The following is a 25,940-nucleotide window of genomic DNA, read 5'->3' on the forward strand; positions in this document are numbered from 1 at the left end:
ATTCAAAGGGAGATTTCCCATGATCCGCCTGCTCAGCCTGACCGCCGCCCTGGCCCTGTCGCCCCTGTCCTGCGCATTCGCCGGCGCCTTGGCCTCCCCTCAGGAAGACCGGGCCGAAGCCGCCGAGTCGAAGGCTGAAGCCCGTCTGGAGACGGCGGCCGCCGCCTTCGAGGCGCGGATGGAGGCCTTCGGCAAGCGCGCCGAAGCGATTTCCGAAGACGAGAGCCTGGACGAGGCCGCGCGCGGCCAAAGGATCGCCGCCCTCTGGTCCGAATATGCGCCGGACGTGGCCGCCTTCACCGCCGAGGCCACGCGCCACGCCTCCGAGGCGGCGGCCGAGGCCTTGAAGGACATCGACGTCGACGCCCTGGTTCAGGAGGCGCTGAACGATCCCGAGGTGAAACAGGCGATGGAGCAGGGTCTGGCGGCCGGAACCGGCATCGCCCGCAACAGCGCCTGGACCAATCCCGATCCCGAACAGATGGAGACCTATGGGCTGATCGCCCAATATGCGCTGGACCAGGCCCAAGACGCCGTGCTGACCGAGGCGGACGAAGCGCCGGAAGAGGCCGAAGCGCCCGAGGCCCCCGAGGCGCCTGAACCGCCCGCCCCGCCCAAGGCGCCTCGCGCACGATAGGACGCAAGGCGCGCCTCATGGGCCTTGACCACTGGGGCCGATGCAGCGACACGACGCCGCATGTCCGCCCTGCCCGTCGACCCGCACCTCTATCTGACCTTTCTGGGGGTGATGGTGGTGATGGCGATCACGCCCGGCCCCGCCAATCTGTTCGCCGTCGCCGCCGGGGTGGAGCGGGGGCGCGCCCCGGCCCTGATCGGCGTGGTCGGGATGAATACGGCGACGCTGGTCTGGTTCGGCGCGGCGGCCATGGGCCTGGGCGCACTGGTCAAGGCCTTCCCACAGGTCTTTCACCTGATCGCCGTCCTGGGGGCCCTCTATGTGGCCTGGCTGGGGCTGAAGGCTCTGCGCGGCGCCTTCGCCACGGCGGCCGAGCCCGAGGCCGTCGAAATCCACAAGAGCCGCAACGCCTTTCTGGACGGTTTCATGGTCCAGATCGCCAATCCCAAGGCCATTCTGTTCTTCACCGCCGTCCTGCCGCCGTTTCTGGACATCTCCCGCCCTGTGGCGCCGCAACTGGCCCTGTTCGCCCTGGCCGTGATCGGCATGGACCTGACGTCGATGAGCGCCTACGCCCTGTCCGGCGCCGCCCTGTCGCGGCGGATGCAGACGCCCCGGTTCCGCCGCGGCTTCGGCCTCTTCGTCGGCCTCTTGCTGCTGACCGCCGCGGTCCTGATCGTTTCGCGCCTGCAAGCCTAGCGCCTGCAGGTCTGGACGCGGTCGAGCTTCGGTCTAGAGTGCCGAGGGAACAGGCTCGTTCATGCCCCGTTCAGCCGCCAGCGCGCCCGAATGGGCGATCAAGGAGTTGATTTCATGAAAGCCCCATCAAGAACGACGTCCGCGCTCAAGGTGCTGGCGACGACGGCCGTCGCCGGCCTCGTCCTGGCCGCCTGCGCCACCGCCACCCCCTATCAGCCCGCCGGCTACAACGGTCAGCGCGGCGGCTATTCCGAACAGCGCGTCGAGAGCAACCGCTATCGCGTGACCTTTGCGGGCAATTCGGTGACCTCGCGCGAACAGGTCGAAATGTCCCTGCTGCTGCGCTCGGCCGAGCTGACGGTCGAAAGCGGCTATGACTGGTTCGCCACCGTCAACCGCGCGACCGAACGCGACACCCGCTTCGTCTCGACGCCCGATCCCTTCTACGGCCCCTATTCCCGCTTCTACGGCCCCTACTGGGGTCCGTCCTGGCGCTATTACCGGAGCGGTTTCTGGAGCCCCTGGGATCGCTGGGGCCCCTGGGGTCCGCAGGACATCGACACCCGCCAGATCGACCGCTACGAGGCCAGCGCCGAAATCATCATGGGTCGCGGTCCCAAGCCCGCCGGCGATCCCAACGCCTTCGACGCCCGCGAGGTGATCCAGAACCTGGGCTCGCGCGTCACCCGGCCCGGCGCCTGACGTCGAACCGCCCCGTCCGCCGCGCGGATGGGGCGGGCCTTTCGGTCAGCCGACGCGGGGCGATTTGAGCCGGCGCTTGTTGGAATGGGTGGCCGGCGCCGCGCCCAGATCTTCGGGCACCTCGCCCTTGAAATAATAGCGCTGCCACGCCTCCTTGGCCGCGTCCGGGTCGCCGCTGGCCAGACGCTGGTTGAAGTCGGTCCGGGCGCGGTTCCAGGCCTCGAACTGACCCTTCATGACCGGATTGGACTGCAGGGTCCGGATCACCGGCTGGAACTGCTCGACCTTCTTGTGCTCGATCAGATTGATGAAGCAGAAGGGTTCGCCCCGTTCGAAGGTCACGCGGCCCGGCCGGGTGAAGATCCAGTTCATCGTGAAGGGGAAGGGCAGCCAGTCGGTTTCGATCAGCCCGACCAGGGGCTGGATTCCGTCCTTCACATGGTTGGGCGAACCCGAACACATCATGCCCCAGCCCGGCGGGGTGCGGAACAGATACTGGGGATGCATGGTCAGAACCCCCCGCGAAAAGTGGGAGGTGACGAAATGGTCCAGGTCGTGCTGGGGCCGATCGGGCGTGATGACGATGTCTTCCTGACGCGGCCCGCCGTTCCATTCGGCCGAGAAGCCGAACGGGCACAGGATCTCCCAGCCCGTGGTGTTGGCCATGTTCAGCGGCAGGCACCGATAGGGATGGCGGCTGATGAAGGCGTCCATCCAGTTGCGCGACTGGCGGCCCGGAACGAGGTCCGGCGGCCGGGCCGTCATCGGATAGCATTCCAGTTCCAGTTGGCGGGCGGGCGCTGTATCGACCATGGCCCTGTTCCTAACGCCCGATCGGCGGCCACTCAACCATGAGAACGACCGAGATGAACGACCCGGCTTTCGACCGCCACCGCCTTCTGGCCTGGTTCGCCGAAAAGGGCGTCGCGCATCAGACCCACGACCATCCGGCGGTCTTCCGCGTCGAAGAAGGTCTGGAGCTGAAGGCCGCCCTGCCCGGCGCCCACACCAAGAACCTGTTCCTGAAGGATCATAGGGGCCGGCTGTGGCTGATCTCGGCCCGTCAGGACACGATGATCGACCTGAAACGCGCCGCCGCCGCCATGGGATCAGGCCGGCTCTCGTTCGGAAACGAAACCCTGATGTTCGAAACCCTGGGCGTCCGGCCCGGTTCGGTCACGGCGCTCGCCCTGATCAACGACGCCGAGCGGCGCGTGACCTTCGTCCTGGACCGGCGGCTGTGGGAGGCCGAGGTCGTCAACTTCCACCCCCTGATCAACACCGCCACCACGGCGCTGGATCAGGCGGGCTTTCGCCGCGTCCTCGCCCTGTTGGAGCGTGAGCCCCTGGTGGTGGACTTCGACGCCCTGCCCTAGGTTCAATCGGCATTCAGCTTACTGCGGTCAGGCCGCTCTTCCCGCGTCAGAGGGCCTTGATGCGGCGACAGGGTTCATCACAGCGATCACGGCGGATTCACAGCGGTCACGACGCCGTCGGAACGCGCCGTGTCCGCCGTGACCTCGTCGTGCACGTTGTGATGAACCCATCCTCAATCGGCGTTCCGCCGCCAGACGTTTTCCTTTCCGCTGACGCGGGAAGGAAGACCGACACTCAATGGAATAGAGTCTTCAACGCCAGAGGCGCCTCTCTTGGGTTGGCGGCTGCGCGCCGCCCGGCAGGACGGCGGCAGGCCCAATGTCGATTGGCCCTTAGGCCCTCAGTTCGCCGGACGGGCGGCGGCCAGGGCGGCCTTCTGGCGGGCGATTTCGGCGTCGCGGGCGCGGTCCTGGGCGGCGAGTTCGTGTTCGATACGGACCAGTTCGCGATTCTTTTCGGCCGAGGCCTGGGCGCGCGAGACGCCGTTGGGGCGGCCGGTGATCTGGGCGATGGAGATGGGCTGGGCGCAGATGCGGTTGTCCATGTCGTACCATTTGCCCGCCGCCTCGCAGCGTTCGCCCGGCGTGACCCAATAGGCCTGGACCGCGAAAACGCCCGCCACGGCGACGCCGAACAGGCCCAGAAAGATCATCGACAGGCGGGGAAAGGTCAGAAAACGCTTCATCTCAGCATCCGTTAGGCGGGTTTTGCACGGGAGCTTGACCCCGCGTTACGTTGACAGGCCTTCGCGACCGCTCCATGTCCTGCCCCTACATTCAGGCGAATTCACGGATAGACCCATGAAGGTTCTCGTCCCCGTCAAACGGGTGATCGACTATAACGTCAAGGCCCGCGTCAAGGCCGACCAGTCCGGCGTCGATCTGGCCAACGTCAAGATGAGCATGAATCCCTTCGACGAAATCGCCGTCGAAGAGGCGGTGCGTCTGAAGGAAGGCAAGGATCATCACGCCGCCGGCACGGCCACCGAGATCGTCGTGGTCTCCATCGGCGTGACCCAGGCCCAGGAGACGATCCGCACCGCCCTGGCCATGGGCGCGGACCGGGGCGTGCTGATCCAGTCGGATACGGATCTGGAGCCGCTGGCGGTCGCCAAGCTGCTGAAGGCCGTGGTCGAGGAAGAAAAGCCCGACCTGGTGCTGATGGGCAAACAGTCGATCGACGGCGACAACAACGCCGTGGGCCAGATGCTGGCCGCCCTGCTGGACTGGCCCCAGGCGACCTTCGCCGGCAAGCTGGTGATCGACGGCGGCAAGGCCACGGTAACGCGCGAGGTCGACGGCGGTCTGCAGACCATCGCCGCCGAACTGCCGGCGGTGGTGACGGTGGACCTGCGGCTGAACACGCCGCGCTACGCCTCCCTGCCCAATATCATGAAGGCCAAGAAGAAGGAGATCGCCATGAAGGCGGTCGCCGACTACGGCGTCGATGTCGCCGACCGTCTGAAGGTGCTCAAGGTCACCGAGCCGCCCAAGCGCGCCGCCGGGGTCAAGGTCGAGAGCGCCGCCCAGCTGGTCGAATCCCTCAAGTCCGCAGGAGTGCTGTAAGATGGCCGTCCTCGTCATCGCCGATCACGACGGCTCGGCCGTCCGCGACACCACCCACAAGACCGTGACCGCCGCCCTGGCCCTGTCGTCCGAGGTGGACGTTCTGGTCGTGGGCCAGGGGGCGCAGGCCGTGGCCGACGGCGCCGCCAAGATCGCCGGGGTCCGCAAGGTGCTGCTGGCCGAGAGCGCCGGCCTGGGCAAGGTCCTGGCCGAGGCCGTCGAGGCCACCGTCCTGCCGCTGGCCGGCGGCTACGACGCCATTCTGACGCCCGCGACCACGGACGGGAAGAATTTCGCCCCCCGTATCGCCGCCAAGCTGGACGTAGCCCCGATTTCGGACATCGTCGAAGTGGTGTCGGCCGACACCTTCGTGCGGCCGATCTACGCCGGCAATGCGCTTGAGACGATCCAGTCGGGCGACGCCAAAAAGGTGATCACGGTGCGCCCCACCGCCTTCGCGGCGGCGGGCGAAGGCGGTTCCGCCCCGGTCGAGAGCGTCGCCGGCGCCGATGCGCCCAAGACGACCTTCGTCGCCGAGGAAATGGTCAAGTCGGACCGTCCGGAATTGGGCGCCGCCAAGATCATCGTCTCGGGCGGTCGCGCCCTGGGTTCGGCGGAGGAATTCCACGCCGTGATGGAGCCCCTGGCCGACAAGCTGGGCGCCGCCATCGGCGCCAGTCGCGCGGCGGTCGATGCGGGTTACGCCCCCAACGACTATCAGGTCGGCCAGACCGGCAAGGTGGTCGCCCCCATGCTGTACATCGCCATCGGCATCTCGGGCGCCATCCAGCACCTGGCCGGGATGAAGGACTCCAAGACCATCGTCGCCATCAACAAGGATCCGGACGCCCCGATCTTCCAGGTCGCAGACTTCGGCCTGGTCGCCGACTACAAGACCGCCGTGCCGGAACTGATGGCCGCCCTGGGCTGAGGCCCGAATGAAGCTGCCAGGCGGCAGGCAGGCGGTCGTTCCGGATGGAAAGATCGAAGCCTACTGCCTGTCGGCGGACCACCCGGAGGGCCGGCACAAGGCCCGGGTTTTCGCGTCCGCCCTGGGGCTGACTCGGGCGGACGCTCCCTATCTGAAACGCCGGCTTCTGGAAGCGGCCAGGGAGGCCGAGGCCGAGGTCGTCGGGACGGCCCCGTTCGGGACTCTGTACCGTGTCCGCTTCGTGTTAGAGTTCGGCGGTCGCTCGGCCCTGATCCGCAGCGGCTGGATCGTAGGATCGGACGGGGTTCCCCGCCTGACGACCGCGATGGTGGAGTGACGACCATGATTGAGGAACTCGACGTCGTGGCCCTTAGGGCCGATCTTCCGGACCTGGGCCTGAAGAAGGGCGAGCGCGGCACGGTGGTGATGATGTTCGGCCCGACCCGCTTTCTGGCGGAGTTCGCCGACGACAGAGGCGTGGAACGGGCGACCTCGACCCTGAGCGCCGAAGATGTCGAAGTGGTCTGGCGCGCCGCCGATCATCGCGCCCCGGATCGACGCGCCGCCGGTTGATCCCCTGGCCCGACTTCCGATCAAACTGCAGCCCGGCGCTTCCGGCGACCGGATCGACGGCTGGGACGCCGATCCCGAAGGCCGGCCCGTGCTGAAGGTGCGGGTGCGCGCCCGGCCGGTGGACGGCGAGGCCAACGCCGCCCTGGTGAAATTCCTGGCCAAGGCGCTCGGCGTGTCCCGGTCCTCGGTCACGCTGGAGCGGGGCGGGCAGTCGCGGCTGAAGATGATCATGGTCGAAGGTCTGGACGAGGCCGGGCTGAAGGCGCGGATCGCCGCAGCCACGGGCGAGGCGGGCTGAGCCGTCCGGAGCCGTGGCGGGAGACGGCGACTGTCACAGGTTCGCGGTAGACAGGTTGGGGCGGTTCGGGGGACGCGGACGACCTTGTCTGATTTACTGGACCGACGCCCATGCCCCCCGTCTCCCTCCGCCTGATTTCCGCCCTTGCGCTTGCGATCGGTCTTTGTGCTTCCGGGGGCGCCTCTGGAAGCGCCTGGGCCCAGACGGCGGCCCGTCCGCCGGTCGAACAGAGCCAAAGCGGGGGCCGGGCGAAGAATGTGATCCTGTTCCTGGCCGACGCCGGGGGCGTGGCCTCGGTCCATGCCGCCAGCGTGCTGGCCTATGGCGAGCCGCTGAGGCTGCACGTCCAGCAGTGGCCGAACCTGGGGCTGAGCGAGACCTCGCCGGTCGACGCCTTCGTCTCGGACTCGGCCAACGGCATGAGCGCCATCGTCACCGGGGTGAAGACCCACAACGGGTTGATCAGCCAGGGGCCGGACGGCGAACGCGGCCGGCGCGACGGGACGCCGACCAAGACGGTGCTGGAATACGCCGAGGAGCACGGCCTGCTGACCGGGGTGGTGACCGACCGTCCGATCACCGACGCGACCCCGGCGGCGACCTACGCCCATTCCAATGATCGCGGCAAATGGGGCGAGATCTTCCCCCAGGCCTTTTCGCCGCGCTTCGGCGACGGGGTGGACGTGCTGATCGGCTCGGGCCGGGCGGAGATCGCCGAACAGATGGCGGCGAACGGGGTCAGCTTCGACAGCCTGGCCCGGGCGCACGACCGGCCGATCTATGCGACCCTGGAGGCGGCGCCGGCGGGGAACCGGCGGCCCGTGGTCGTGGCCGAAGAGGTCGACGTGCGGGCGGCGACCCTGAGGGCGCTGGACCTGCTGCAGGCCGGGGACAAGGGCTATCTGCTGGTGGTGGAATGGGACGCCCATACCGACGATCCGCGCGAAGGCCTGGAGCACATCGCCGCCCTGGACCGGCTGATCGCCGAGGTGCAGGCGCGCGTCGATCTGGACGAGACCCTGATGATCTTCACCGCCGACCATTCCTTCGGCCTGCAGGTCGACGGCGGGCGGCGCGGAGAGCCCCTGCTGGAAGGCTATGAGGCCTGGAAGGCGCGGGACGGCGACGAGCGCGTGGTCCGGCTGGAGAATGTTACGGTCAACCGCACCCATACGGCCGAGGAAGTCCCGGCCCTGGCCATCGGCGCCGGCGCGGAGCGGGTGCGGGGCTATTTTCCCAACACCCACCTGTTCGACGTCATGATGAAGGCCTTCGGCTGGACGCCCTCGTCCGGCGAGTGAGGCTTCGCTTCGGGCGGGTTCAGAGACCGACCTCGGACGGAACGGAGCGGCGGCTCGCGGGTTGCCTTGGCATGCAGCCCGCCGACACCCCTGCGCCCGAGGCGCCCCGCCCCGAAGACATCGACGCCGTTGGCGACGAGGCCAACCGCCTGGAAGAGCGGGCTGAAGACGACGGCGTCCTGCCCAAGCCGGCTGAAGACGACGCGGGCGTCGGTCCGCAGACCGGGGTCGTCCCCTAGGTCGATCGCCGACAGTCTGCCGTCTTCGGCCAACCAGCCGCGTTCGGCCGAGGTCTTGGGTTCGGAAACGGCGCAGGCCGCTGTTCGACAGGCGCCATATTGATACCTTTATAGTTGATGAAACTATGTATTTCAGGGTGGCGAGAGGGGCTGGAAATCGCTAGCGTAGGGGCCATGAATTCGACAGAAATCGCCCCCTCCTCCAGCGCCGAAGCCCTGCGCCCCCTTCGCATCAATGATCCGGCGCCGGACTTTATCGCGCGCACGACCCAGGGGGAAAAGCGGCTCAGCGATTACCGGGGGCGCTGGCTGGTGCTGTTTTCGCATCCGGCCGATTTCACCCCGGTCTGCACCAGCGAATTCATCGCCCTGGCCAGGCAGGCGGATGCGTTTGAGGCCCTGGGCTGCGACCTGATGGCCCTGTCGGTGGACAGTCTGTATTCCCACCTGGCCTGGCTGAAGGACATCTATCGCCGCTTCGGCGTCAAGGTGGCCTTTCCGATCATCGAAGATCCTTCCATGGCCATCGGTCACGCCTTCGGCATGGTGGATGCGGGCTGCAGCGACAGCGCCACAGTGCGGGCGAGCTTCGTCATCGATCCGGACGGAATCGTGCGGGCGGTCAGCTGGTATCCGATGAACATCGGCCGTTCGGTCGATGAACTGCTGCGGCTGGTGACGGCGCTGCAGACCGCCGACCGCGAACAGGCGTCGACCCCGGCGGGATGGTCCCCGGGCGAGCCCCTGCTGGAGCCGGCCGCCACCACCCTGGACGCGGCCCTTGCCGACGGCGAGGGCGAGACGCCCTGGTATTATCGCGAGCGCAGCGCATGAGCGACGACTCGATCGCCGCCATGGAGCGGCTGAAGGACAAGGCCCCCCAGGCCGCCGAACTGTTGCGTCAGCTGGCCAACGCCAATCGGCTGTTGATCCTCTGCCACATCGCCGCAGAGGAACGATCGGTCGGACAGCTCGAGACGGATCTGGGCATCAGACAGCCGGCTCTGTCGCAGCAGTTGGCCGAGCTGCGCCAGTACGGCCTGGTGAAGACCCGGCGGCAGTCGCGGTCGATCTACTATTCCATCGCCGATGATCGAGCCCAGGCGGTGATGGACATGTTGTACGACATCTTCTGCGGCGACGGACAGCCGGTTTCCACGCGCGCCAAGAACCCCCGCGTGGAAACGCCGGCGCGTCCCCGCGGGGATGCGGCCCAGTTCGCTCGCGTCGCGCCCGTTCTCCGCCGCTAGAGAATGATCCACGCTTCAATCTGAGCGGCCCCTCTGCGTCCCCGCCGCTCGCAGCACGGCGTCATCGGGTCGCCGGTTTTCCGTCATCCCGCAACACGACATAGATGGCGGGAATGACCAGGACGGTCAGCAGGGTCGAGGAGGCCAGGCCGAACAGCAGCGAGATCGCCAAACCCTGGAAGATCGGGTCCGTCAGGATCACCGCCGCCCCGATCATGGCCGCCAGGGCGGTCAGCAGGATCGGCTTGAACCGGATGGCGCCTGCCTCGATCAGGACGTCGCGCAAGGGTTTGTCGGGCGAAGCCGTGTGCCGGATGAAGTCCACCAGCAGGATCGAATTGCGCACGATGATGCCGGCCAGGGCGATGAAGCCGATCATCGAGGTGGCCGTGAACGGCGCGCCGAACAGCATGTGGCCGATGACGATGCCGATCAAGGTCAGGGGGATGGGGGTCAGGATGACCAGGGGCAGTCTGAAACTGCGGAACTGGGCCACGACCAGCACATAGATGCCCAGCAGGGCGACCATGAAGGCGGCGCCCATGTCGCGGAAGGTGACCCAGGTGATCTCCCACTCGCCGTCCCACAGCAGCGAGGGGACGGACTCGTCCTCCGGCTGGCCGTTGAGACGGATCGCCGGCTTTTGCAGGCCCAGGGCGTCCCAGTCGTGGGCCTGAATGGCGCGATTCACCGCCTGCATGCCGTAGACGGGCGCCTCGTACTGGCCCGCCAGTTCGGCGGTCACCATGTCGACCGGTCGTCCGTCGCGGCGGAAGACGGCGTAGCTGCCGGTCTCGCGCCGGCTGTCCACGACCTCGCCCAGTTCGATCAGGCGCGGACCGGCGGGACCGGCCGTCACGGCGACCGGCGTCGTGGCCAGGGTGCGGCTCCAGCTGCGCGCCGACTGGGGCAGGGCGACGGTGATCGGCAGGGGGGCGCGACCGTCCCCGCGCGGGGCGTAACCGACCGTGGAGCCGCCCAGGATCGCGCCTATGGAATCCTGCAACTCGCGTTCGGACAGGCCGTAATAGTCCAGACGGTCCCGGATGGGGATCAGCCGCAGCCGCGGCCGTTCCTGGCCGAAGCTGTTGTCGACGTCGACGACATAGGGAACGGAACGGAAGAGCTTCTCGACCTCCAGGGCGGTCTTGCGACGGGTCTCGGCATCGGGTCCGTAGATCTCCGCCAGCAGCGTCGCCAGGACGGGCGGTCCGGGCGGCGTCTCCACCACCTTGATCGAGGCCCCGGCGGGCAGGGACAGGGCCTTCAGCCGGGCGCGCAGATCCAGGGCGACGGCATGGCTGGACCGGCTGCGCGCGTCCTTGGGCAGGAGGGAGATCATCAGATCGCCCATCTCGGGCCGGTCGCGCAGGAAATAGTGCCGCACCAGGCCGTTGAAGTTGAACGGCGCCGAGGCGCCGGCATAGACCTCCATGGCCTCGGCCTCCGGCAGGGCGCGGATCTGGGCCGCAGCCTCGTCCAGGGTGCGGGCGGTGGCTTCCAGGCTGGTCCCTTCGGGCATGTCGACCACCACCTGGATCTCCGACTTGTTGTCGAAGGGCAGCAGCTTCACCGTCACCGCCTTGAAATAGAACATCGAACAGGCCAGCAGGGTGGCCACGGCGACCCCGATCAGGAAGTTGCGGGCCGAGGCGCGCGTGCCGATCACGCGATGGGCCACGCGGGCGTACAGCCGCCCCAGCTTGCCGCCGCCCTCTTCATGGGCGTGATCGGGCCCGCCGTGGGCCAGGGTCTTTCGCGCGAACCGGATCATCAGCCAGGGCGCGATCACCACGGCGACGAAGAAGGAGAAGATCATCGCCGCCGAGGCGTTGACCGGGATCGGCGCCATATAGGGGCCCATCAGCCCCGAAACGAACAGCATGGGCAGCAGGGCCGCCACCACGGTCAGGGTCGCCACGACGGTGGGGTTGCCGACCTCCGCCACCGCCTCGACAGCCGCCTCCGTTCGGCTGCGGCCGTCGCGCATCCCCCAGTGACGGGCGATGTTCTCGATCATGACGATGGCGTCGTCGACCAGGATGCCGATGGAGAAGATCAGGGCGAACAGGCTGACGCGATTGATCGTATAGCCCATGACATAGGAGGCGAAGAGGGTCAGCAGGATGGTGGTGGGAATGACCATGGCGGTGACGGCGGCCTCGCGCCAGCCGATGGCGAAGCCGATCAGCACGACGATCGACACGGTCGCCAGGGCCAGGTGGAACAGCAGTTCGTTGGCCTTTTCGTTCGCCGTCTCGCCGTAGTCGCGGCTGACGGCGACCTCGACCCCCTCGGGGATCAGCTTGCCTTTCAGGTTTTCGACGCGCTGACGCACGGCCTCGGACACCACCACCGCATTGGCGCCAGCGCGTTTGGCGATGGCGAGGCTGACGGCGGGCGCGCCGGCCCACTGACCTTCATGTCGGGCCCAGCGCCAGACGCGAGCCTGGTCTTCGCGGGGCCCCTGGGCCACGTCCGCGACGTCGCGCAGATAGACCGGCGCGCCGGTGACGGATCGGACGGTCAGCAGCCCGACCTCCTGGGCCGAGGCCAGGGTGCGGCCGGAGGTGACGGCGACGGCCTGACCGTCCTCGCGGATATTGCCGACGGGGAAGCTGCGGTTGGCCTGGGACGCCGCCTCCATCACCTGGCCCAGGGGCACGCCGTACAGGTTCAGCTTGGCCGGATCGGGGGCGATGCGGATTTCGTCGGGCCGGCCGCCGGTGATGAAGGTCAAGCCCACGTCGTCGACCTTGGCGATCTCGGTGCGCAGCTTGTGCGCCAGGTCATAGAGGGCCTGATCGGTCCACTGGCCCGCCGCGCCCGGCTTGGGCGTGAGGGTCAGGACGATGGCCGGCACGTCGTCGATGCCGCGCACCGTCACCTTGGGATCGGGGACGCCCACGGGAATCCGGTCCTGGTTGGCGCGGAGCTTTTCTTCGATCCGTATGGCGGCGTCCTCGGGGTTCGATCCCACCAGGAAGCGCGCCGTCACCAGCACCCCGTTGTCTTCGGCCTGGGTGTAGACGTGCTCGACCCCGTTCACGCTCTTGACGATGGTCTCGAGCGGAACGCCGATCAGTTCGACGGCGTCGGCGGCCGCCAGGCCCGGCGCCGCCACCTGGATGTCGACCATGGGCACGCTGATCTGCGGCTCTTCCTCGCGCGGGATCGAGACCAGGGCCAAAAGGCCGACGGCTATGGCCGCCAGCAGGAACAGCGGCGTCAGAGGCGAAGCGATGGTGAAGCGCGTCAGACGCCCGGACAGGCCCAGTTTCATCCCTGCGTCCTCGTCGCGACCAGCCGGTCGCCGGCTCTGACGCCGCTCAGGATTTCAAGCGTGTCGGGATCGTCCGTCGGCGCGGTCTGGACCGGAACGGCGCTGCGCCTGCGGTCAGGAGAGACGACCTCGACATAGTCCAGGCCGTAGCGGGTCGCGACGAAGCGGCGGGGCACGGTCAGGGCCTGCCTTTGACCGATCTCGATCGAGGCGGCGACGCGACGACCGACCAGTTCGGTGGTCAGGCCCGGAACGGCGGCGTCGATCTGAACCCGCCCGCCGACGACGGCGGGATAGATCTGGGTCACCTGTCCTTGGCGCGCCTCGGCCGGAAGATCATCGGCCGCCAGCAGGACGCGGGCGCCGGGTTTGACCTGACCGGCGAGGGATTCGGGCAGTTCAAGACGCAGGACGGGCGGACCGGCGGTGATGGTCGCGATCGACATGCCGGGGCTGACCGCCGACCCCGCCGTAACCTCGACCTTCAACACGCGTCCGGCGGCCGGCGCCAGGATCGCCCCCTGCCCCGCCAAACTGGCGCTGGCGCCTCGTTGCGCGCGAGCGGCGGCGGCCTGGGCGTCGGCGGCGCGGGCGGCGGCGACGGCCTGGTCCAGACGCGCCTTGGCGTAGATATTGTGGTCGTACAGATCCTGGATCCGCGCCAGGTCGGCGCGGGCGCGGGTCGCCTCGGCCTCGGCGGCCGCGACCTGGGCGTCATAGGCCCGGGTCTCGAAACCGATCCGGTCGTCGACGACCCGGCCGATCTGCTGGCCCTTGCCGACCCTATCCCCTTCGCGCACGGACAGGGCGACGAGGAGGCCGGGAATGCGCGCCCGGGCTTGGGACTGGTCGCGGGTGGTGATCTCACCCGCCACCGTCTTGGTGTCGGCAAGCGCGTTCGACGTCAGAAGGAGCTGCTCGCCGGCAGGCGCGGTCCGGGCGGCCGGCGTCCTGTTCTCTTCCGAGCCGCCGCAGGCGGACAGGGTCAGGGCGACCGCAGCCATGAGGGTCCACATCTTCATCGGCGTCGTCCTTCCGTCTTCGCCGCGCCGATCAACCGCGCTCGACCGGAAGGCCCGCCGACTTCCAGGCGCCCAGGCCCCCGGCCAGATGGGTGTCGATCGCGGCCTGCGCCTTGGCGCAGCGGTCCAGCGCCATGCCGGATCGCTTTCCGCCGGCGCACTGGAGGATGACGGTCTTTCCGTCCGCCGCAGGCAGGCGGGCCGGATCGAACGAGGAGAGGGGCAGGTTGACGGCGCCGGCGATGTGTTCGGCTGCGAACTCTCCCGGCTCGCGCACATCGATCACCAGCGCCTCGCCTTGATCGAGCAGGGCCTTCAGCTCGGCCGGGCCGATCTCGCGATGCTTTGCGCTCTTTCCAGATCCGAACATTCCAATCTCCCGAGGTCCGCAGGCTGCAGTCTCACAATTTTATAATTGTATATATTATGTAATCATTATATCCGGTCAAGCGCATAACGGTGATGGAAACGCCTGCTGGAGGAAGACATGGCCAAACCCAGGATTGTGATCATCGGGGCGGGGTTGGGCGGAACGATCGCCGCCTATGAGATCAAGGCGGCGGTCAAGGGGCGCGCCGACGTCCTTATGATCGCCGAGTCTGAGACATATTCGTTTGTGCCTTCAAACCCTTGGGTCGCCGTCCGGTGGCGGGAGCCCGAGGAGATCCAGGTCCATCTGCCGCCGATCTTCGCGCGAAAGAAGATCGGCTTCACCGCCATCGGCGCGAAACGGCTTCATGCCTCGGAGAAGCGAGTCGAGCTCAATGACGGCGAGAGCGTTGATTACGACTATCTTGTAATTGCGACAGGGCCGGATCTGGCCTTCGATGAGATCGAGGGGCTCGGTCCAGGCGGTTATACGGCCTCGGTCTGTCAGACGGCTCATGCCTCCCACGCCGCGACCCTGTTCGACGCCTATCTGGAGAACCCCGGCCCGATCGTGGTCGGGGCGGTCCAAGGCGCCTCCTGCTACGGCCCCGCCTACGAATTCGCCCTGATCCTGGACACCGAGCTGCGCAGGCGAAAGATCCGGGACCAGGCGCCGATGACCTTCGTCACCGCCGAACCCTATATCGGCCATCTGGGCCTGGACGGGGTGGGGGACACCAAGTCGCTTCTGGAAAGCAAGCTGCGCGATCGACACATCAAATGGATCACCAACGCCCGCGTCGCCAAGGTCGAGCCCGGCCTGATGCATGTGGAGGAGGTGGCCGAGGACGGGGCCGTCGCCAAGACCCACCAGCTCCCCTTCGGCTATTCGATGATGCTGCCGGCGTTCCGCGGCGTGCCGGCTGTCCGCGACATCGCCGGACTGACCAATCCGCGGGGCTTCATCCTGGTCGATGAGCACCAACGCAACCCGGCCTTTCCGGAAATCTTCGCCTTGGGCGTCTGCGTCGCCATCGCCCCCACCGGTCCGACGCCCGTGCCGGTCGGGGCGCCCAAGACCGGCTTCATGATCGAGAGCATGGTGACGGCGGTGGCCGCTAATCTGGCCGCCCTCGTCGCCGGCGAGACGCCGACTGCGGAGGCGACCTGGAACGCCGTCTGTCTGGCGGATTTCGGCGACGGCGGCGTCGCCTTCGTCGCCCAACCGCAGATTCCGCCCCGCAACGTCAACTGGGCCGCCAGCGGCAAATGGGTCCATCTGGCCAAGGTGGGCTTCGAAAAATACTTCCTGCGCAAGGTGCGCAAGGGCGAGAGCGAACCCTCCTACGAGCGGCTGGCGATGCACATCATGGGCATCCGCAAGCTTCGCATGTGACCCTTCCTCTAGATCTGGAGCCTACCGATGAACCTCGATCGCGCCGTCATGATCTTCGCCGGATGCGTCGTGCTGGCGGGCGTGGGCCTGTCCTACGCCGTCCATCCGTGGTGGATCGCCCTGACCGTCTTCGCGGGGTTGAACATGATCCAGGCCGGGTTCACGGGCTTCTGTCCGGCGGCCATGGTCTTCAAGGCCATCGGCCTGCGCCCCGGGAACGCCTTCCGATGAGCCTGAGACGCGCCGCCCCTTGCCTCGGGCGGCCCAGCTGACGCTGGAACAGCCCCTGTTCACCGGCGGTCGGGCGACGGCGGGAATCGCTCGGGCCCGCGCCGACATGGCCGCAGCCGAGGCCGGCGGCGAGGCCGTTCAAGGCCAGGTCGTCACGGCGGTGGTTCAGGCCTATGGCGACATGCTCGCGGCCGATGAAGTGCTGAGGCTGTATCGCGCGCTGGCGGCTCAGATGACGGAAATCGAGCGACAGGCGCGCGAGCGCTTCCGGGCGGGAGAAACCCCGAGCACGGACGTCGCCCAGGCCGCGTCGCGCGCCGCCGAGGCCCGCGCCGATCTGGCCCGGGCGGAGGGAATGCAGGTGTCCGCCCGCGCCCGTTATCGCAATCTGACCGGCCTGGAGCCGGTGGATCTGCAGCCGATTCCGCCCAATCCGCCCCTGCCCGCCTCCCTTGAGGACGCGATGGCGACTGCGCTCGGCGCCAGTCCCGCCCTGCGGCGGGCGCAGGCCGATGTCGAGGCGGCCGAGGCCGGCGCCCGCGCCGCGCGCGGCGAACGCCGGCCCACCGTCAGCGCCTTCGTCGAGGCGGGATCGGTTCGGGATCAGTTTTTCCCCGACTATCGCGCCGACAGCGCGACCGTGGGGATCCGTGGACGCTGGACCCTGTTCAGCGGCGGGCTGGCGTCGGGCAGGATCGCCGAGACTGCCGCCGATGTCCGCGCCGCCCTTGCCCGCTTGCGCGCCGCCCGCATGGGCCTGGAGGAACAGGTGCTCTCCGCCTGGCAGGACATCCACACCGCCGATCTGGTGGCCCAGGCCTCCGACGAACAAAGCGCGGCTGCGGGCCAGGCCCTGACCAGCGTCCGGCACGAGGTCCGCGTCGGTCTGAAGCCGCAGATCGACCTGCTGAACGCCGAACGCGAAGCCACGGCCGCCGCCGCCGCCGCCGCCCAGGCCAGGACCGCCCGGATCGTCGCCGCCTATCGGCTGAGGGTCCTGATCGGATCGGCTTGAGGTCAGAGGTGATGCGCTTCCCAGACCGAGCTTGCGCAAACCTTCGTCACGCGCCGAGGGAGTCACGCCGCCGTTGGCGGAGTTTCCGGTTTTAAACCGAAGTGGCGCACCCGACACGATTCGAACGTGTGACCTTTGCCTTCGGAGGGCAACGCTCTATCCAGCTGAGCTACGGGTGCGTGGTCGGCGAGAAGGCCGGAAGAGGCCGCTTACAGCAAGCGGCGGGCGGCCTCAATCCCCGAATACGCAGATGAGGGGCGGATACCGTTCCAAACTGGCGCCGGTGCGAAATGCCGGAGCGCGCCCACGGCCTCAAGCAGCGCGAAGCGCGGTAGGCCCCCAAAAGAAAGCCATAGGGCGCCTGGGCCCTATTGCGCGGTCATGCCGCCGTCGATCTTGAATTCGGACCCTGTGACGAACCTGGATTCGTCGGAGGCGAGATAGAGGACGCAGTACGCCACGTCGTCCGGGTCGCCGATCCGCTTCAGGGGAATGCCGCGGGTCAGGCGTTCGTGGGCCTTGGCCTCGTCGCCGCCGGCCATGGCGATGAAGGGATCCAGGATCGGGGTCTTGATGAAGACCGGGTGGACAGAGTTGCAGCGCACGTTCCAGTCGGCCTTGGCCGCCTCGAGCGCCAGGGTCTTGGTGTACATCCAGACGGCGGCCTTGGTGGCGTTATAGGCGCCCATGCCGGGGGCGGCGACCAGGCCGGCGATCGACGAGATGTTGATGATCGAGGCCGGTGCGGCGGCGCGCAGGTGCGGCATGGCGTATTTGGCGCCCAGCATGATCGAGCGCAGATTGATCTCGTACTGACGTTGCCAGTTGTCGACCGTGTCCTGTTCGACGAAGGCCAGGGGGCCGCCGACGCCGGCGTTGTTGACCAGGACCGACAGGCCGCCGAGGTCGGCCACGGCGGCGGCGATCACCTGTTCCCACTGGGCTTCGTCGGCCACGTCGTGGGCGTAGGCGAAGGCGGCGCCGGGGATTTCGGCGTTGATGCGGGCGGCCAGGGCGGCGGCGCGGTCGCCGTCGATGTCGGTCAGGGCCAGGCGGGCGCCCTCGCGGGCTATCATGAAGGCCATGGCCTCGCCCAGGCCGCCGGCGGCGCCGGTGATCAGGACGGTCTTGCCGGCGACGCGGCCGGGGCGGGCGTGGGGAGCGCTCACGAGATCGCCCCCGTTTCGGCGGCGGCGAGATCGATGAACCGGGCCAGGGCGACGTCCTTGTCCGTCACCCCGTCGGCGTCATGGGTGGTCAGCAGCACCTCGACGCGGTCGTAGACGTTCGACCATTCCGGATGATGGTCCATCTTGTCGGCCATCAGGGCGACGCGGGTCATGAAGCCGAAGGCGGCGTTGAAATCGGCGAACCTGAGTGAGCGCGCGATCGCGGGGCGGTCGCCGTCGTCGGCGCGCCAGGCGGGCAAGGTTTCGAGCGCTTTCGCGACCTCGATGCGGACGTCGGTCATGGGGCTTCCTCTTTTTTCCAAGGCGTAAGGCGTTCGGGAGAGCGCCGCAAGCGTACAGGCGACGCCGCAACATGACCCCGAAAGGGTCGCGGAACGCGGGATCAAGCTTGGGCGTTGGGCGTGGACGAAAAGCGTTGCTGCTGACGTCGGATGTAGAGGAAAGAGGATGATGGACAATCTGTGGATCGCCGCCCTCGATCCGGCGGACCGCGAGCGGATCAAACCCTATCTGGAGGAACGCGAGGTCGCGCGTGGCCAGATGCTGTACGACGCCGGCGAAGCGGTCGATCAGGTCTGGTTCCCGATCAAGGGGGTGGTGTCGCTGATGACCGTCCTGCCTGACGACAAGACGGTGGAGACGGCCGCCATCGGCCGCGAGGGCCTGGTCGGGGTGACCTGCGGCCCGTTCAACGCCCGGGCCGCCAGCCGCGCCATATCCCAGGGCGACGGCGTCGCCGCCTGCTGCTCGGCCGCGGCGTTCGGCGCGGCGCTGGACGCCAGCGAAACCCTGCGCCAGGCCCTGTCGCGCTTCACCGAAGGCCTGATGGCCCAGGTGCAGCAGGTCGCCGCCTGCAACGCCCAGCACCGGCTGGACGAGCGGCTGGCGCGCTGGCTGCTGACCCTGCACGACCGGGCCGAGGACGACCGGATCGACCTGACCCAGGCCGACATCGCCGGCATGCTGGGCGTGCGGCGCGCCACCGTATCCGAGGTGGGCACGGTGCTGGAGGAGAGGAAGCTGATCCAGCGCGGCCGCGGCTGGGTGCGGGTGCGGGACCGCGACGGTCTGGAGGCGGCGTCCTGCGGCTGCTACGGCCTGATGCGCCAGGTGATGAAGGATCTGGCCCTGCCCCAGCCGGAAGCCGGGCCTGAAGCCGGATCCGAGGCGGCCTGATCGCGTGACGGGCGGCTCGTGACGCGCTAGACCCCCGATTATGACCGACGCCTCCTCCCACGGCCCGCATTCGTCGGGCGACCGTTCCTCCTTCGGTTTCCGCGACGTCGACGCGCGCGAAAAGGTGAAGATGGTGCGCGGGGTCTTCGACTCCGTCGCCTCGAACTACGATGTGATGAACGACCTGATGAGCGTCGGCGTCCACCGGATCTGGAAGGACATCGCCGCCGCCAAGCTGAACCCGCGCCCCGGCGAGACCATTCTGGACGTGGCCGGCGGCACCGGCGACATGGCGCGGCGCTATTCCAAGATGGCGCGCGCGGCCCAGGAGCGGCGCGGCGGGGCGGACGCCTCGGTCATCGTGCTGGACTATAACGCCGAGATGATCCTGGCCGGGGTCAACAAGGGCGGCGAGCCGGAGATGAGCTGGTCGGTCGGGGACGCGATGAACCTGCCCCTGCCGGACGCCTCGGTCGACGCCTATTCGATCAGTTTCGGCATCCGCAACGTGGCCCATATCGACAAGGCCCTGGCCGAGGCGCGGCGGGTGCTGAAACCGGGCGGGCGGTTCCTGTGCCTGGAGTTCTCGCGCCCCACGGCCGGGCCGGTGCGCAAGCTTTATGACGCCTGGTCCTTCCACGCCATTCCGCGCATCGGCGGCTGGGTGGCCAAGGATCGCGACAGCTATCAGTATCTGGTCGAGAGCATCCGCCGCTTCCCCGACCAGACCGCCTTCAAGACCCTGATCGAAGAGGCCGGGTTCAAACGGGTCTCGGTGACCAATCTGTCGGGCGGCATCGCCGCCATCCACCACGGGTGGGCGATCTGACCGGCCGGATCTATCGCACGGCTCCGCCGCCGCCCGCCGCCGTGGCGGTGCGCAACCCCGTGGCCGCCTTCCTGCGCCTGGTCGGCTGGCTGTGGGTGCTGGCGCGCCACGACGCCCTGATCCCGCGCGAGGTCACCCCCCTTCTGCCGGTCTGGACCCGACCCTTCGCCCGGTTCGTGCAGATGCTGTCGGGCCGCGACGGGCGCGAGGGGCGGCCGGGCCAGAGGCTGGGCAAGGCCTTCGAACATCTGGGGCCGGTGGCGATCAAGCTGGGCCAGGTCCTGGCCACGCGGGCCGACATCTTCGGCATTCAGTTCGCCCGCGACCTGGGCCGGCTGAAGGACGCCCTGCCGCCCTTTTCGCTGGAAGAGGCGCGGCGCGAGATCGAGAAATCCCTGGGTCGCTCGGTCGAGAGCCTGTTCATCGACCTGAGCCCGCCGGTCGCCGCCGCCTCCCTGGCCCAGGCGCACCGGGCGACCTTGGCGGACGGTCGGGCCGTGGCGGTCAAGGTGCTGCGGCCGGGGGTCGAGCGGCGCGTCGCCGACGGTCTGGACGCCATGCGGCTCGGCGCCGCCCTGGTGTACCGGCTGGTTCCCCTGTCGCGGCGGCTGGAGCCCCAGGCCTTCGTCGAGACCATCGCCAATTCGTTGGAGCTGGAGTTGGACATGCGGCTGGAGGCGGCGGCGGCCAGCGAAATGGCCGACGTCCTGGCCAAGGACGGCTATATGTCCGCCCCAGCCGTCGTCTGGGACGGGGTCGGCAAGCGGGTGTTGACCCTGGAATGGGCGCCAGGTCTGCCCATGACCGACCCGACCCTGGCCGAGCTGCCGGGGCTGGACACCGACCTCCTGGCTGACAATGTGGTGCGCGCCTTCCTCGTTCAGGCCCTGGATCACGGAGTTTTCCACGCTGACCTGCACGAGGGCAATCTGTTCGCCAGCGCCCCGGCCCATCTGACCGCCATCGACTTCGGCATCGTCGGGCGGCTGGGTCCGGCCGAGCGGCGCTATCTGGCCGAGATCCTGTGGGGCTTCATCAGCCGGGATTACGACCGGATCGCCCGGGTCCATTTCGAGGCGGGCTATGTGCCGCCGCACCATTCGGTGGAGACCTTCGCCCAGGCCCTGCGCGCCGTGGGCGAGCCGGTGATCGGACGCGCCGCCAGCCAGGTGTCGATGGGCCGTCTGCTGGGCCAGCTGTTCGAGATCACCGCCCTGTTCGACATGCGGCTGAGGCCCGAACTGATCCTGCTGCAGAAGACCATGGTCTCGGTCGAGGGGGTGGCCCGCCGGCTTCAGCCGGACCACGACCTTTGGAAGGCGGCCCAGCCGGTGGTGGAGCGGTGGATTCGCCGCGAACTGGGGCCCCAGGCCCAGGCGCGCGACGCCCTGAACGAGGTGATCGCGGCGGCGCGGGCCCTTTCGCGCCTGATCCAGGATCCGCCCGCCCCGACGGCGATGGTCATCGAAAAGCCGAGAACTCCGGCTTGGGTCGCGGCTTCATTGACGGTCGCGGTCGTCGCGGCCCTGACGGCCCTGGGCCTTTCGCTCTGGCCCTATCTGCACTGACCGGAGCCTTCGCATGAAGACCATCCTGATCGTGGCCCTGGCATTGACCGCTGTCGCCGCGCCGCACGCCGCCCTCAGCCAGGTCGCGGCCGGCGCCGTGGCCAACACCTTCGACGGCGCAGCCCCGGCGGCCCAGGTCCCCCCCGTTCAAACGCCCGCCCAGGCCCAAGCCGAACCTCAGACCCAAGCCCAGGCGCCCGACATCGCTCGTGCGGAAGACGCGCTGCGCAACGTCATCGCCTCGGCCCAAGGCGCCGGTTTCAACTACGCCGTCTTCACCCCCGACCTGGGCGGGCGCATGCGCCAGCTGGCGCCCCAGCTGATCCCCCTGATCAAGAGCTTCGGGGAGGTCCGCTCCGTCGATTTCGTGGCGGCCGAAGGCGACGCCCAGTTGTTCCGCATTACTTTCGACAACAAGGTGACCGAATGGATGATCCTGTTCGATCCCGAAGATCGGATCGCGGGCCTGCGTTTCCGCCCGGTCGAAGAGTGATCCGAGCCTAGTCGAGCGACGGTCGGCCCCGACCCGACTTGATCGAGGCGCGGCTGGTCTTGGCCTTCAGCCGGCGCTCCTTCGACGCCCTGGTGGGCCGGGTCGGGACGCGGAAGACCGGCTTGATCGAGGCCTCGTCCACCAGGGCCTGCAGCCGTTGGATCGCATCGGCGCGGTTGCGCTCCTGGGTGCGGAAACGGACGGCGTTGATCAGGATCACCCCGTCGAGCGTCAGCCGACTGCCGGCCAGCTTCATCAGCCGCGCCTTGACCGGTTCGGTCAGGCTGGAGGAGTTCTTCACGTCGAACCGCATCTGGACGGCGGTCGAGACCTTGTTGACGTTCTGCCCGCCGGGGCCGCCGGCGCGATAGAAGCGGAACTCCAGCTCCTCCTCGGGAATGACGGTGCTCATGAGGCGGCCTTGCGCGCCTTGACCACGGCCTGGTCCAGGGCCTGGAGGAAGCGCGACCGGTCGGCGGCCGAGAAGGGCGGCGGGCCGGAGGTGGCCACCCCCATCGACCGCAGATGCTCGCCCACCATCCGCCCGGCCAGGGCCGAACCGATGGAGTCCGGGGTGAAGGCCTGGCCGTTCGACTTCAGCGCCTGGGCCCCGGCCTTCAGGCAGCGGTCGGCCAGGGGAATGTCGGCCGTGATCACCACATCGCCCACACCCGCCCGTTCGGCGATCCAGTCGTCGGCCACGTCGGGGCCTGCGTCCACCACCACCTGTTCGATCAGGGCCTCGCGCGGCACCTGCATCCAGCCGTTGGAGACCACATAGGTCTTCAGCCCATAGCGCCGCGCCACGCGATAGACCTCCTCCTTCACCGGGCAGGCGTCGGCGTCGATGTAGAGGGCGGTCGGCATGGGCCTGACCTAGCGCGGACGGGGGTGAGGCGCCACACCCTCCCTCATGCGATCGGCGACGGGGGCTCCAGAGGGAAGACGATCTCCACCTCCAATCCTTCACTCGCCCAGTTGCGGCTCAAGGCGCCGCCCAGTTGCCGGGCCATATTGGTTTGCAGCGAAGAGCCGAAACCCTGGCGCGTCGGCGCACTGACGGGCGGGCCGCCAACCTCGCGCCATCTCAGGGTCGCCTGACCGTCCTTGATCGCCCAGTCCACGCAGATGCGACCGCCGCTGCGGCTGCAGGCTCCATATTTGCTGGCGTTGGTGGCGAGCTCATGCAGCAGCATGCTGAGGGGCTGCACCTGTTCGGGGGACAGATCGACCGGCGGACCCTCGACCTCCACAGCCTCTTTCGGACACAGGGCGTCCAGTTCTTCCCAGACGACGTCCTCCAGCCGCCCGCCCTCCCAGCGCCGGCTAGCCAGGGAGGTCTGGGCGCGGGCCAGGGCGCCGATCCGCCCGGCCAGGATCGACTTGTAGTTTTCCAATTCGTCGGCGCGGGTCAGGCGCACCAGGGACTGGACGATGGCCAGAAGATTGCGCGCCCGGTGGTCCACCTCGTGCATCAGCAGGGCGCGGACCTCGGCGTTGCGCTTTTCCTCGCTGATGTCGCGGGCCTCGATCACGGTCCCGATCACCTGGGCGCCCTCGCCATGGATGGGGCTGGCGGTGAAGGCGACGGGATAGAAGCCGCCGTCCTTGTGGACGAAGACCTCCTCCCCCTGGACGCCGGCCCGCTCGGGGAAGGCGCGGTCGATGGCGCATTCGGACAGGGGGAAGTGGGATCCGTCCGGACGGGTGTGGTGGATGACGTCGTGCAGCGGTCGCCCGGTGGTCTCCTCGAAGGCGTAGCCGGTCAGTTTTTCCGCCGCCCGGTTCATGAAGACGCAGTGCTGCCGGTCGTCCATCAGGAAGACCGCCATGGTCGTATTGTCCAGGATGACGTCCAGCCGCTGGGCCGTGTCGCGCAGCCGCTGCTCCACACGCCGGTATTCGGTCGTGTCCTGGATGGCGGCGTAGAAGACCGGGTCGTCGCCGTCGTCGAACAGCTGGAGCTTGACGGAGACGTCGTATTCGGACCCGTCCTTGCGCCGATGGACGGTGTCGAAGTCGAGCCGATCGACTTCGCCGGCGAGGAGCGGCCGGATCAGAGCCAGGAAGTCGTCGCGACGGATGCGGGGCTTCAGATCCCAGGGCGTCAGGCGGGACAGTTCGTCCGCGTTGTAGCCCAGGTTTTCCCGGGCGCCCTTGTTGACGAGTCGAAAATAGAAGTCCTCTACGCCGAAGACATAGACCTCGCTCGCGGCCTCCTCAACGATCCGCCCCAGGCGCTCGCTGGTCACCGCGATGGATCTGGTCATGCCCGGCGTCTGCCTCCGATGGTTCGACAACCCTAGATAAGCCGGGGTTATCTGGCAATGATTTTGATTATACGAGAAAAATTGGTGCGAAGGATCGGAACAGGATGACCCAGGCTCAGCTCTCGGACCGGTTCGGGCTTCAGCACGCGGCCTCGCGGGCGGAGGGGGCTGCGTCGGCCCAGGAGCGGCGCGGGCGGCTGGAGACGCTGAAGGCCCTGGTGCTGGAGCGGCGCGAGGCCTTTGCGCGGGCCATAGATGCGGATTTCGGGGCGCGGTCGGCGATGGAGACGGGGCTGCTGGAGGTCACGCCCCTGATCCGCGGCCTGGACCATGCGCGCGCCCGTCTGGGGCGGTGGATGCGCGACGAGCGGCGGCCGGTGGACCTGATGTTCCAGCCGTCGCGGGCCTGGATCCGGCATGAGCCCCTGGGCGTCGTCGGGGTGATCGCGCCGTGGAACTATCCCCTGCTGCTGGCGCTGGGGCCGACGGTGGACGCCCTGGCGGCGGGCAATCGGGTGATGATCAAGCCGTCCGAGCTGACGCCCGCCTTCGGCGCCCTGCTGGAGGCCGCCGTGGCCGAGCGGTTCGATCCGGCGGTCCTGACCGTGGTCAACGGCGGGATCGACGTGGCCCAGGCCTTTTCGCGTCTGGCCTTCGACCATCTGGTCTTCACCGGATCGACGCGGGTGGGGCGCGAGGTGATGCGGGCGGCGGCGGAAAACCTGACGCCGGTGACGCTGGAGCTGGGCGGCAAGTCGCCGGCCGTGGTGGCGCCCGACTATCCGCTGGACAAGGCGGCGCGGTCGATCACCTTCGGCAAATTCCTGAACGCGGGCCAGACCTGTATCGCCCCCGACTACGCCCTGGTCCCGGCCGGGCAGGTCCGGGCCTTCGCCGAGGCCGTGATGGATCAGGCGCGGCGGGCCTATCCGAGGCTTCAGGACAATCCCGACTACAGCGGGGTGATCAGCGACCGCCACCGGGTGCGGCTGCGCGAGGCGGTGGCGGCGGCGCGGGCGGCGGGGGCCGAGGTGCTGGAGCACCCGGATGCGGGCGACGGGAACAACGGCAAGATCGCCCCGACCCTGGTGCTGAACCCGCCGAGCGACGGCCTGCTGATGCAGGAGGAGATCTTCGGCCCGGTCCTGCCGGTGGTCGGATACGACAGCCTGGATGAAGCCCTGGCCTTCGTGGCCGCCCGGCCCCGGCCCCTGGCCCTGTACGGCTTCACCAACCAGGCCCGGACGCGCGACCGGATCCTGGGTTCCGGCCTGTCGGGCGGCGTGACCCTGAACGGGACCATGCTTCATATCGCCCAGAACGACCTGCCGTTCGGCGGGGTCGGCCCCAGCGGCCTGGGCGCCTATCACGGGCCTGAGGGCTTCAAACGCTTCAGCCATGCGCGGGCGGTCTATGACGTGGGGCCGGTGAACGCCTTTGAACGGCTGGGGCCGCCGTGGGACGGGGCGGCGGGCCGGCTGGCGCGCGCGGCCCTGCGGTTTCTGGCCCGCTAGGCCAAAACGAAA

31 protein-coding genes and 1 tRNA gene are annotated in these 25,940 nt (G+C 68.5%); 21 read left to right on the forward strand and 11 right to left on the reverse strand.

All coding sequences use genetic code 11. The features are described 5' to 3' along the window. Positions 1-19: 19 nt before the first annotated feature. The 3 genes from AC1RKE_RS13565 (at position 20) to AC1RKE_RS13575 (ending at position 2,038) form a co-directional block, all read left to right on the forward strand. Positions 20-637, forward strand: a complete 618-nt coding sequence (locus AC1RKE_RS13565; protein ID WP_333896628.1) for a hypothetical protein — start codon at positions 20-22, stop codon at positions 635-637. Between the two features lie 60 nt (positions 638-697). After that, complete coding sequence (locus AC1RKE_RS13570; RefSeq protein WP_152949344.1) at positions 698-1,336, forward strand: LysE family translocator; 639 nt, start codon at positions 698-700, stop codon at positions 1,334-1,336. A 114-nt stretch (positions 1,337-1,450) separates the two neighbouring features. Next, complete coding sequence (locus AC1RKE_RS13575) at positions 1,451-2,038, forward strand: CC0125/CC1285 family lipoprotein (RefSeq protein WP_054764525.1); 588 nt, start codon at positions 1,451-1,453, stop codon at positions 2,036-2,038. A 45-nt stretch (positions 2,039-2,083) separates the two neighbouring features. Here AC1RKE_RS13575 and AC1RKE_RS13580 read toward each other — a convergent pair whose 3' ends face one another. Then, positions 2,084-2,851: a DUF6065 family protein gene (locus tag AC1RKE_RS13580; protein WP_152949343.1), complete on the reverse strand. Its 768-nt coding sequence runs from the start codon at positions 2,849-2,851 to the stop codon at positions 2,084-2,086. Positions 2,852-2,904: 53 nt separating this feature from the next. On the opposite strand from AC1RKE_RS13580, the gene AC1RKE_RS13585 reads away from it, so the two are divergent. Continuing rightward, the gene (locus tag AC1RKE_RS13585) at positions 2,905-3,414 is read left to right on the forward strand and encodes a prolyl-tRNA synthetase associated domain-containing protein (RefSeq protein ID WP_348685222.1); all 510 of its coding nucleotides are present in this window, start codon (positions 2,905-2,907) and stop codon (positions 3,412-3,414) included. 341 nt (positions 3,415-3,755) lie between these two features. Here the strand turns inward: AC1RKE_RS13585 and AC1RKE_RS13590 are convergent, their stop codons facing one another. After that, on the reverse strand, positions 3,756-4,100 hold the full coding sequence (locus AC1RKE_RS13590) for a hypothetical protein (RefSeq protein WP_182714337.1): 345 nt from the start codon (positions 4,098-4,100) through the stop codon (positions 3,756-3,758). A 115-nt stretch (positions 4,101-4,215) separates the two neighbouring features. Between AC1RKE_RS13590 and AC1RKE_RS13595 the strand changes: the two genes are divergently transcribed. The 9 genes from AC1RKE_RS13595 to AC1RKE_RS13635 all read left to right on the forward strand — a co-directional run bounded on the left by AC1RKE_RS13595 (position 4,216) and on the right by AC1RKE_RS13635 (position 9,572). Next, the gene (locus AC1RKE_RS13595; protein WP_201463555.1) at positions 4,216-4,980 is read left to right on the forward strand and encodes an electron transfer flavoprotein subunit beta/FixA family protein; all 765 of its coding nucleotides are present in this window, start codon (positions 4,216-4,218) and stop codon (positions 4,978-4,980) included. 1 nt (position 4,981) lies between these two features. After that, positions 4,982-5,911 carry an electron transfer flavoprotein subunit alpha/FixB family protein gene (locus AC1RKE_RS13600; RefSeq protein WP_348685106.1) on the forward strand — a complete coding sequence of 310 codons (930 nt, stop codon included), beginning with the start codon at positions 4,982-4,984 and terminating at the stop codon, positions 5,909-5,911. A 7-nt stretch (positions 5,912-5,918) separates the two neighbouring features. Further along, positions 5,919-6,248 carry a DUF6883 domain-containing protein gene (locus AC1RKE_RS13605; RefSeq protein ID WP_287104534.1) on the forward strand — a complete coding sequence of 110 codons (330 nt, stop codon included), beginning with the start codon at positions 5,919-5,921 and terminating at the stop codon, positions 6,246-6,248. A gap of 5 nt (positions 6,249-6,253) precedes the next feature. Then, the gene (locus tag AC1RKE_RS13610; protein WP_183216218.1) at positions 6,254-6,484 is read left to right on the forward strand and encodes a DUF4926 domain-containing protein; all 231 of its coding nucleotides are present in this window, start codon (positions 6,254-6,256) and stop codon (positions 6,482-6,484) included. Continuing rightward, entirely contained in the window at positions 6,423-6,782 is a 360-nt protein-coding gene (locus AC1RKE_RS13615; RefSeq protein WP_395942141.1) for a DUF167 domain-containing protein, read from the forward strand. Before AC1RKE_RS13610 ends, AC1RKE_RS13615 begins: the two co-directional genes overlap by 62 nt. A gap of 110 nt (positions 6,783-6,892) precedes the next feature. Beyond that, a complete protein-coding gene (locus AC1RKE_RS13620) occupies positions 6,893-8,083 on the forward strand; it encodes an alkaline phosphatase (RefSeq protein ID WP_395942142.1) in 1,191 nt (396 codons plus the stop codon). A gap of 71 nt (positions 8,084-8,154) precedes the next feature. Beyond that, the gene (locus AC1RKE_RS13625; protein WP_156314143.1) at positions 8,155-8,322 is read left to right on the forward strand and encodes a hypothetical protein; all 168 of its coding nucleotides are present in this window, start codon (positions 8,155-8,157) and stop codon (positions 8,320-8,322) included. A gap of 174 nt (positions 8,323-8,496) precedes the next feature. Beyond that, on the forward strand, positions 8,497-9,156 hold the full coding sequence (locus AC1RKE_RS13630; protein ID WP_191558509.1) for a peroxiredoxin: 660 nt from the start codon (positions 8,497-8,499) through the stop codon (positions 9,154-9,156). After that, positions 9,153-9,572, forward strand: coding sequence for an ArsR/SmtB family transcription factor (locus AC1RKE_RS13635; RefSeq protein WP_054764517.1), 420 nt, complete (start codon positions 9,153-9,155; stop codon positions 9,570-9,572). Before AC1RKE_RS13630 ends, AC1RKE_RS13635 begins: the two co-directional genes overlap by 4 nt. A gap of 61 nt (positions 9,573-9,633) precedes the next feature. Here the strand turns inward: AC1RKE_RS13635 and AC1RKE_RS13640 are convergent, their stop codons facing one another. The 3 genes from AC1RKE_RS13640 to AC1RKE_RS13650 are packed head-to-tail and all read right to left on the reverse strand — an operon-like array spanning position 9,634 to position 14,247. Next, positions 9,634-12,855, reverse strand: coding sequence for an efflux RND transporter permease subunit (locus tag AC1RKE_RS13640; protein ID WP_492897265.1), 3,222 nt, complete (start codon positions 12,853-12,855; stop codon positions 9,634-9,636). After that, complete coding sequence (locus tag AC1RKE_RS13645) at positions 12,852-13,877, reverse strand: efflux RND transporter periplasmic adaptor subunit (RefSeq protein WP_395941961.1); 1,026 nt, start codon at positions 13,875-13,877, stop codon at positions 12,852-12,854. The genes AC1RKE_RS13640 and AC1RKE_RS13645 overlap by 4 nt, the downstream gene beginning before the upstream one ends. Positions 13,878-13,908: 31 nt before the next feature. Then, complete coding sequence (locus AC1RKE_RS13650) at positions 13,909-14,247, reverse strand: rhodanese-like domain-containing protein (protein ID WP_348684102.1); 339 nt, start codon at positions 14,245-14,247, stop codon at positions 13,909-13,911. A gap of 117 nt (positions 14,248-14,364) precedes the next feature. Between AC1RKE_RS13650 and AC1RKE_RS13655 the strand changes: the two genes are divergently transcribed. Genes AC1RKE_RS13655 through AC1RKE_RS13665 form a run of 3 tightly spaced genes read left to right on the forward strand, consistent with a single transcriptional unit; the run spans position 14,365 to position 16,888 of the window. After that, positions 14,365-15,642 (forward strand): NAD(P)/FAD-dependent oxidoreductase, encoded by a 1,278-nt coding sequence (locus AC1RKE_RS13655; RefSeq protein ID WP_348684101.1) that lies wholly within the window; start codon positions 14,365-14,367, stop codon positions 15,640-15,642. A gap of 27 nt (positions 15,643-15,669) precedes the next feature. After that, positions 15,670-15,873 carry a YgaP family membrane protein gene (locus AC1RKE_RS13660; RefSeq protein ID WP_152949331.1) on the forward strand — a complete coding sequence of 68 codons (204 nt, stop codon included), beginning with the start codon at positions 15,670-15,672 and terminating at the stop codon, positions 15,871-15,873. Between the two features lie 19 nt (positions 15,874-15,892). After that, positions 15,893-16,888 (forward strand): TolC family protein, encoded by a 996-nt coding sequence (locus tag AC1RKE_RS13665; protein ID WP_464165377.1) that lies wholly within the window; start codon positions 15,893-15,895, stop codon positions 16,886-16,888. A gap of 102 nt (positions 16,889-16,990) precedes the next feature. Here the strand turns inward: AC1RKE_RS13665 and AC1RKE_RS13670 are convergent. The 3 genes from AC1RKE_RS13670 to AC1RKE_RS13680 form a co-directional block, all read right to left on the reverse strand. Further along, a tRNA-Arg gene (locus AC1RKE_RS13670) sits at positions 16,991-17,067 on the reverse strand. A gap of 189 nt (positions 17,068-17,256) precedes the next feature. Further along, positions 17,257-18,057 (reverse strand): SDR family oxidoreductase, encoded by an 801-nt coding sequence (locus AC1RKE_RS13675; protein WP_348684100.1) that lies wholly within the window; start codon positions 18,055-18,057, stop codon positions 17,257-17,259. Further along, positions 18,054-18,359 (reverse strand): 4a-hydroxytetrahydrobiopterin dehydratase, encoded by a 306-nt coding sequence (locus tag AC1RKE_RS13680; RefSeq protein ID WP_336968016.1) that lies wholly within the window; start codon positions 18,357-18,359, stop codon positions 18,054-18,056. The genes AC1RKE_RS13675 and AC1RKE_RS13680 overlap by 4 nt, the downstream gene beginning before the upstream one ends. Before the next feature lie 166 nt (positions 18,360-18,525). On the opposite strand from AC1RKE_RS13680, the gene AC1RKE_RS13685 reads away from it, so the two are divergent. Genes AC1RKE_RS13685 through AC1RKE_RS13700 form a run of 4 tightly spaced genes read left to right on the forward strand, consistent with a single transcriptional unit; the run spans position 18,526 to position 22,144 of the window. Beyond that, on the forward strand, positions 18,526-19,254 hold the full coding sequence (locus tag AC1RKE_RS13685) for a Crp/Fnr family transcriptional regulator (protein ID WP_348684098.1): 729 nt from the start codon (positions 18,526-18,528) through the stop codon (positions 19,252-19,254). Positions 19,255-19,294: 40 nt separating this feature from the next. Continuing rightward, positions 19,295-20,083, forward strand: a complete 789-nt coding sequence (locus tag AC1RKE_RS13690) for a class I SAM-dependent methyltransferase (RefSeq protein WP_228184790.1) — start codon at positions 19,295-19,297, stop codon at positions 20,081-20,083. Beyond that, a complete protein-coding gene (gene ubiB, locus AC1RKE_RS13695; protein ID WP_054764509.1) occupies positions 20,071-21,651 on the forward strand; it encodes a 2-polyprenylphenol 6-hydroxylase in 1,581 nt (526 codons plus the stop codon). Before AC1RKE_RS13690 ends, ubiB begins: the two co-directional genes overlap by 13 nt. Before the next feature lie 13 nt (positions 21,652-21,664). Beyond that, positions 21,665-22,144, forward strand: coding sequence for a hypothetical protein (locus tag AC1RKE_RS13700; RefSeq protein ID WP_333895775.1), 480 nt, complete (start codon positions 21,665-21,667; stop codon positions 22,142-22,144). A gap of 7 nt (positions 22,145-22,151) precedes the next feature. Here the strand turns inward: AC1RKE_RS13700 and arfB are convergent, their stop codons facing one another. From arfB to AC1RKE_RS13715, 3 genes are read right to left on the reverse strand one after another with little or no spacing between them, the layout of a single operon-like run. Beyond that, on the reverse strand, positions 22,152-22,556 hold the full coding sequence (arfB, locus tag AC1RKE_RS13705; RefSeq protein WP_054764507.1) for an alternative ribosome rescue aminoacyl-tRNA hydrolase ArfB: 405 nt from the start codon (positions 22,554-22,556) through the stop codon (positions 22,152-22,154). After that, positions 22,553-23,011: a YaiI/YqxD family protein gene (locus AC1RKE_RS13710; protein ID WP_054764506.1), complete on the reverse strand. Its 459-nt coding sequence runs from the start codon at positions 23,009-23,011 to the stop codon at positions 22,553-22,555. The genes arfB and AC1RKE_RS13710 overlap by 4 nt, the downstream gene beginning before the upstream one ends. Before the next feature lie 44 nt (positions 23,012-23,055). Next, positions 23,056-24,414, reverse strand: a complete 1,359-nt coding sequence (locus tag AC1RKE_RS13715) for a PAS domain S-box protein (RefSeq protein ID WP_395941962.1) — start codon at positions 24,412-24,414, stop codon at positions 23,056-23,058. A 104-nt stretch (positions 24,415-24,518) separates the two neighbouring features. Here AC1RKE_RS13715 and AC1RKE_RS13720 point away from each other — a divergent pair, with 104 nt between their 5' ends. Then, the gene (locus AC1RKE_RS13720) at positions 24,519-25,928 is read left to right on the forward strand and encodes a coniferyl aldehyde dehydrogenase (protein WP_348685084.1); all 1,410 of its coding nucleotides are present in this window, start codon (positions 24,519-24,521) and stop codon (positions 25,926-25,928) included. Positions 25,929-25,940 lie beyond the last annotated feature (12 nt).

This window comes from Brevundimonas sp. GW822-FHT03E11, from assembly GCF_058801445.1.

Coding starts and splice junctions, on each gene's coding strand:
- AC1RKE_RS13565 (WP_333896628.1), top strand. CDS start 20: ATGATCCGCCTGCTCAGCCTGACCGCCGCCCTGGCCCTGTCGCCCCTG.
- AC1RKE_RS13570 (WP_152949344.1), top strand. CDS start 698: ATGTCCGCCCTGCCCGTCGACCCGCACCTCTATCTGACCTTTCTGGGG.
- AC1RKE_RS13575 (WP_054764525.1), top strand. CDS start 1,451: ATGAAAGCCCCATCAAGAACGACGTCCGCGCTCAAGGTGCTGGCGACG.
- AC1RKE_RS13580 (WP_152949343.1), bottom strand. CDS start 2,851: ATGGTCGATACAGCGCCCGCCCGCCAACTGGAACTGGAATGCTATCCG.
- AC1RKE_RS13585 (WP_348685222.1), top strand. CDS start 2,905: ATGAACGACCCGGCTTTCGACCGCCACCGCCTTCTGGCCTGGTTCGCC.
- AC1RKE_RS13590 (WP_182714337.1), bottom strand. CDS start 4,100: ATGAAGCGTTTTCTGACCTTTCCCCGCCTGTCGATGATCTTTCTGGGC.
- AC1RKE_RS13595 (WP_201463555.1), top strand. CDS start 4,216: ATGAAGGTTCTCGTCCCCGTCAAACGGGTGATCGACTATAACGTCAAG.
- AC1RKE_RS13600 (WP_348685106.1), top strand. CDS start 4,982: ATGGCCGTCCTCGTCATCGCCGATCACGACGGCTCGGCCGTCCGCGAC.
- AC1RKE_RS13605 (WP_287104534.1), top strand. CDS start 5,919: ATGAAGCTGCCAGGCGGCAGGCAGGCGGTCGTTCCGGATGGAAAGATC.
- AC1RKE_RS13610 (WP_183216218.1), top strand. CDS start 6,254: ATGATTGAGGAACTCGACGTCGTGGCCCTTAGGGCCGATCTTCCGGAC.
- AC1RKE_RS13615 (WP_395942141.1), top strand. CDS start 6,423: ATGTCGAAGTGGTCTGGCGCGCCGCCGATCATCGCGCCCCGGATCGAC.
- AC1RKE_RS13620 (WP_395942142.1), top strand. CDS start 6,893: ATGCCCCCCGTCTCCCTCCGCCTGATTTCCGCCCTTGCGCTTGCGATC.
- AC1RKE_RS13625 (WP_156314143.1), top strand. CDS start 8,155: ATGCAGCCCGCCGACACCCCTGCGCCCGAGGCGCCCCGCCCCGAAGAC.
- AC1RKE_RS13630 (WP_191558509.1), top strand. CDS start 8,497: ATGAATTCGACAGAAATCGCCCCCTCCTCCAGCGCCGAAGCCCTGCGC.
- AC1RKE_RS13635 (WP_054764517.1), top strand. CDS start 9,153: ATGAGCGACGACTCGATCGCCGCCATGGAGCGGCTGAAGGACAAGGCC.
- AC1RKE_RS13640 (WP_492897265.1), bottom strand. CDS start 12,855: ATGAAACTGGGCCTGTCCGGGCGTCTGACGCGCTTCACCATCGCTTCG.
- AC1RKE_RS13645 (WP_395941961.1), bottom strand. CDS start 13,877: ATGAAGATGTGGACCCTCATGGCTGCGGTCGCCCTGACCCTGTCCGCC.
- AC1RKE_RS13650 (WP_348684102.1), bottom strand. CDS start 14,247: ATGTTCGGATCTGGAAAGAGCGCAAAGCATCGCGAGATCGGCCCGGCC.
- AC1RKE_RS13655 (WP_348684101.1), top strand. CDS start 14,365: ATGGCCAAACCCAGGATTGTGATCATCGGGGCGGGGTTGGGCGGAACG.
- AC1RKE_RS13660 (WP_152949331.1), top strand. CDS start 15,670: ATGAACCTCGATCGCGCCGTCATGATCTTCGCCGGATGCGTCGTGCTG.
- AC1RKE_RS13680 (WP_336968016.1), bottom strand. CDS start 18,359: ATGACCGACGTCCGCATCGAGGTCGCGAAAGCGCTCGAAACCTTGCCC.
- AC1RKE_RS13685 (WP_348684098.1), top strand. CDS start 18,526: ATGATGGACAATCTGTGGATCGCCGCCCTCGATCCGGCGGACCGCGAG.
- AC1RKE_RS13690 (WP_228184790.1), top strand. CDS start 19,295: ATGACCGACGCCTCCTCCCACGGCCCGCATTCGTCGGGCGACCGTTCC.
- AC1RKE_RS13700 (WP_333895775.1), top strand. CDS start 21,665: ATGAAGACCATCCTGATCGTGGCCCTGGCATTGACCGCTGTCGCCGCG.
- arfB (WP_054764507.1), bottom strand. CDS start 22,556: ATGAGCACCGTCATTCCCGAGGAGGAGCTGGAGTTCCGCTTCTATCGC.
- AC1RKE_RS13710 (WP_054764506.1), bottom strand. CDS start 23,011: ATGCCGACCGCCCTCTACATCGACGCCGACGCCTGCCCGGTGAAGGAG.
- AC1RKE_RS13715 (WP_395941962.1), bottom strand. CDS start 24,414: ATGACCAGATCCATCGCGGTGACCAGCGAGCGCCTGGGGCGGATCGTT.
- AC1RKE_RS13720 (WP_348685084.1), top strand. CDS start 24,519: ATGACCCAGGCTCAGCTCTCGGACCGGTTCGGGCTTCAGCACGCGGCC.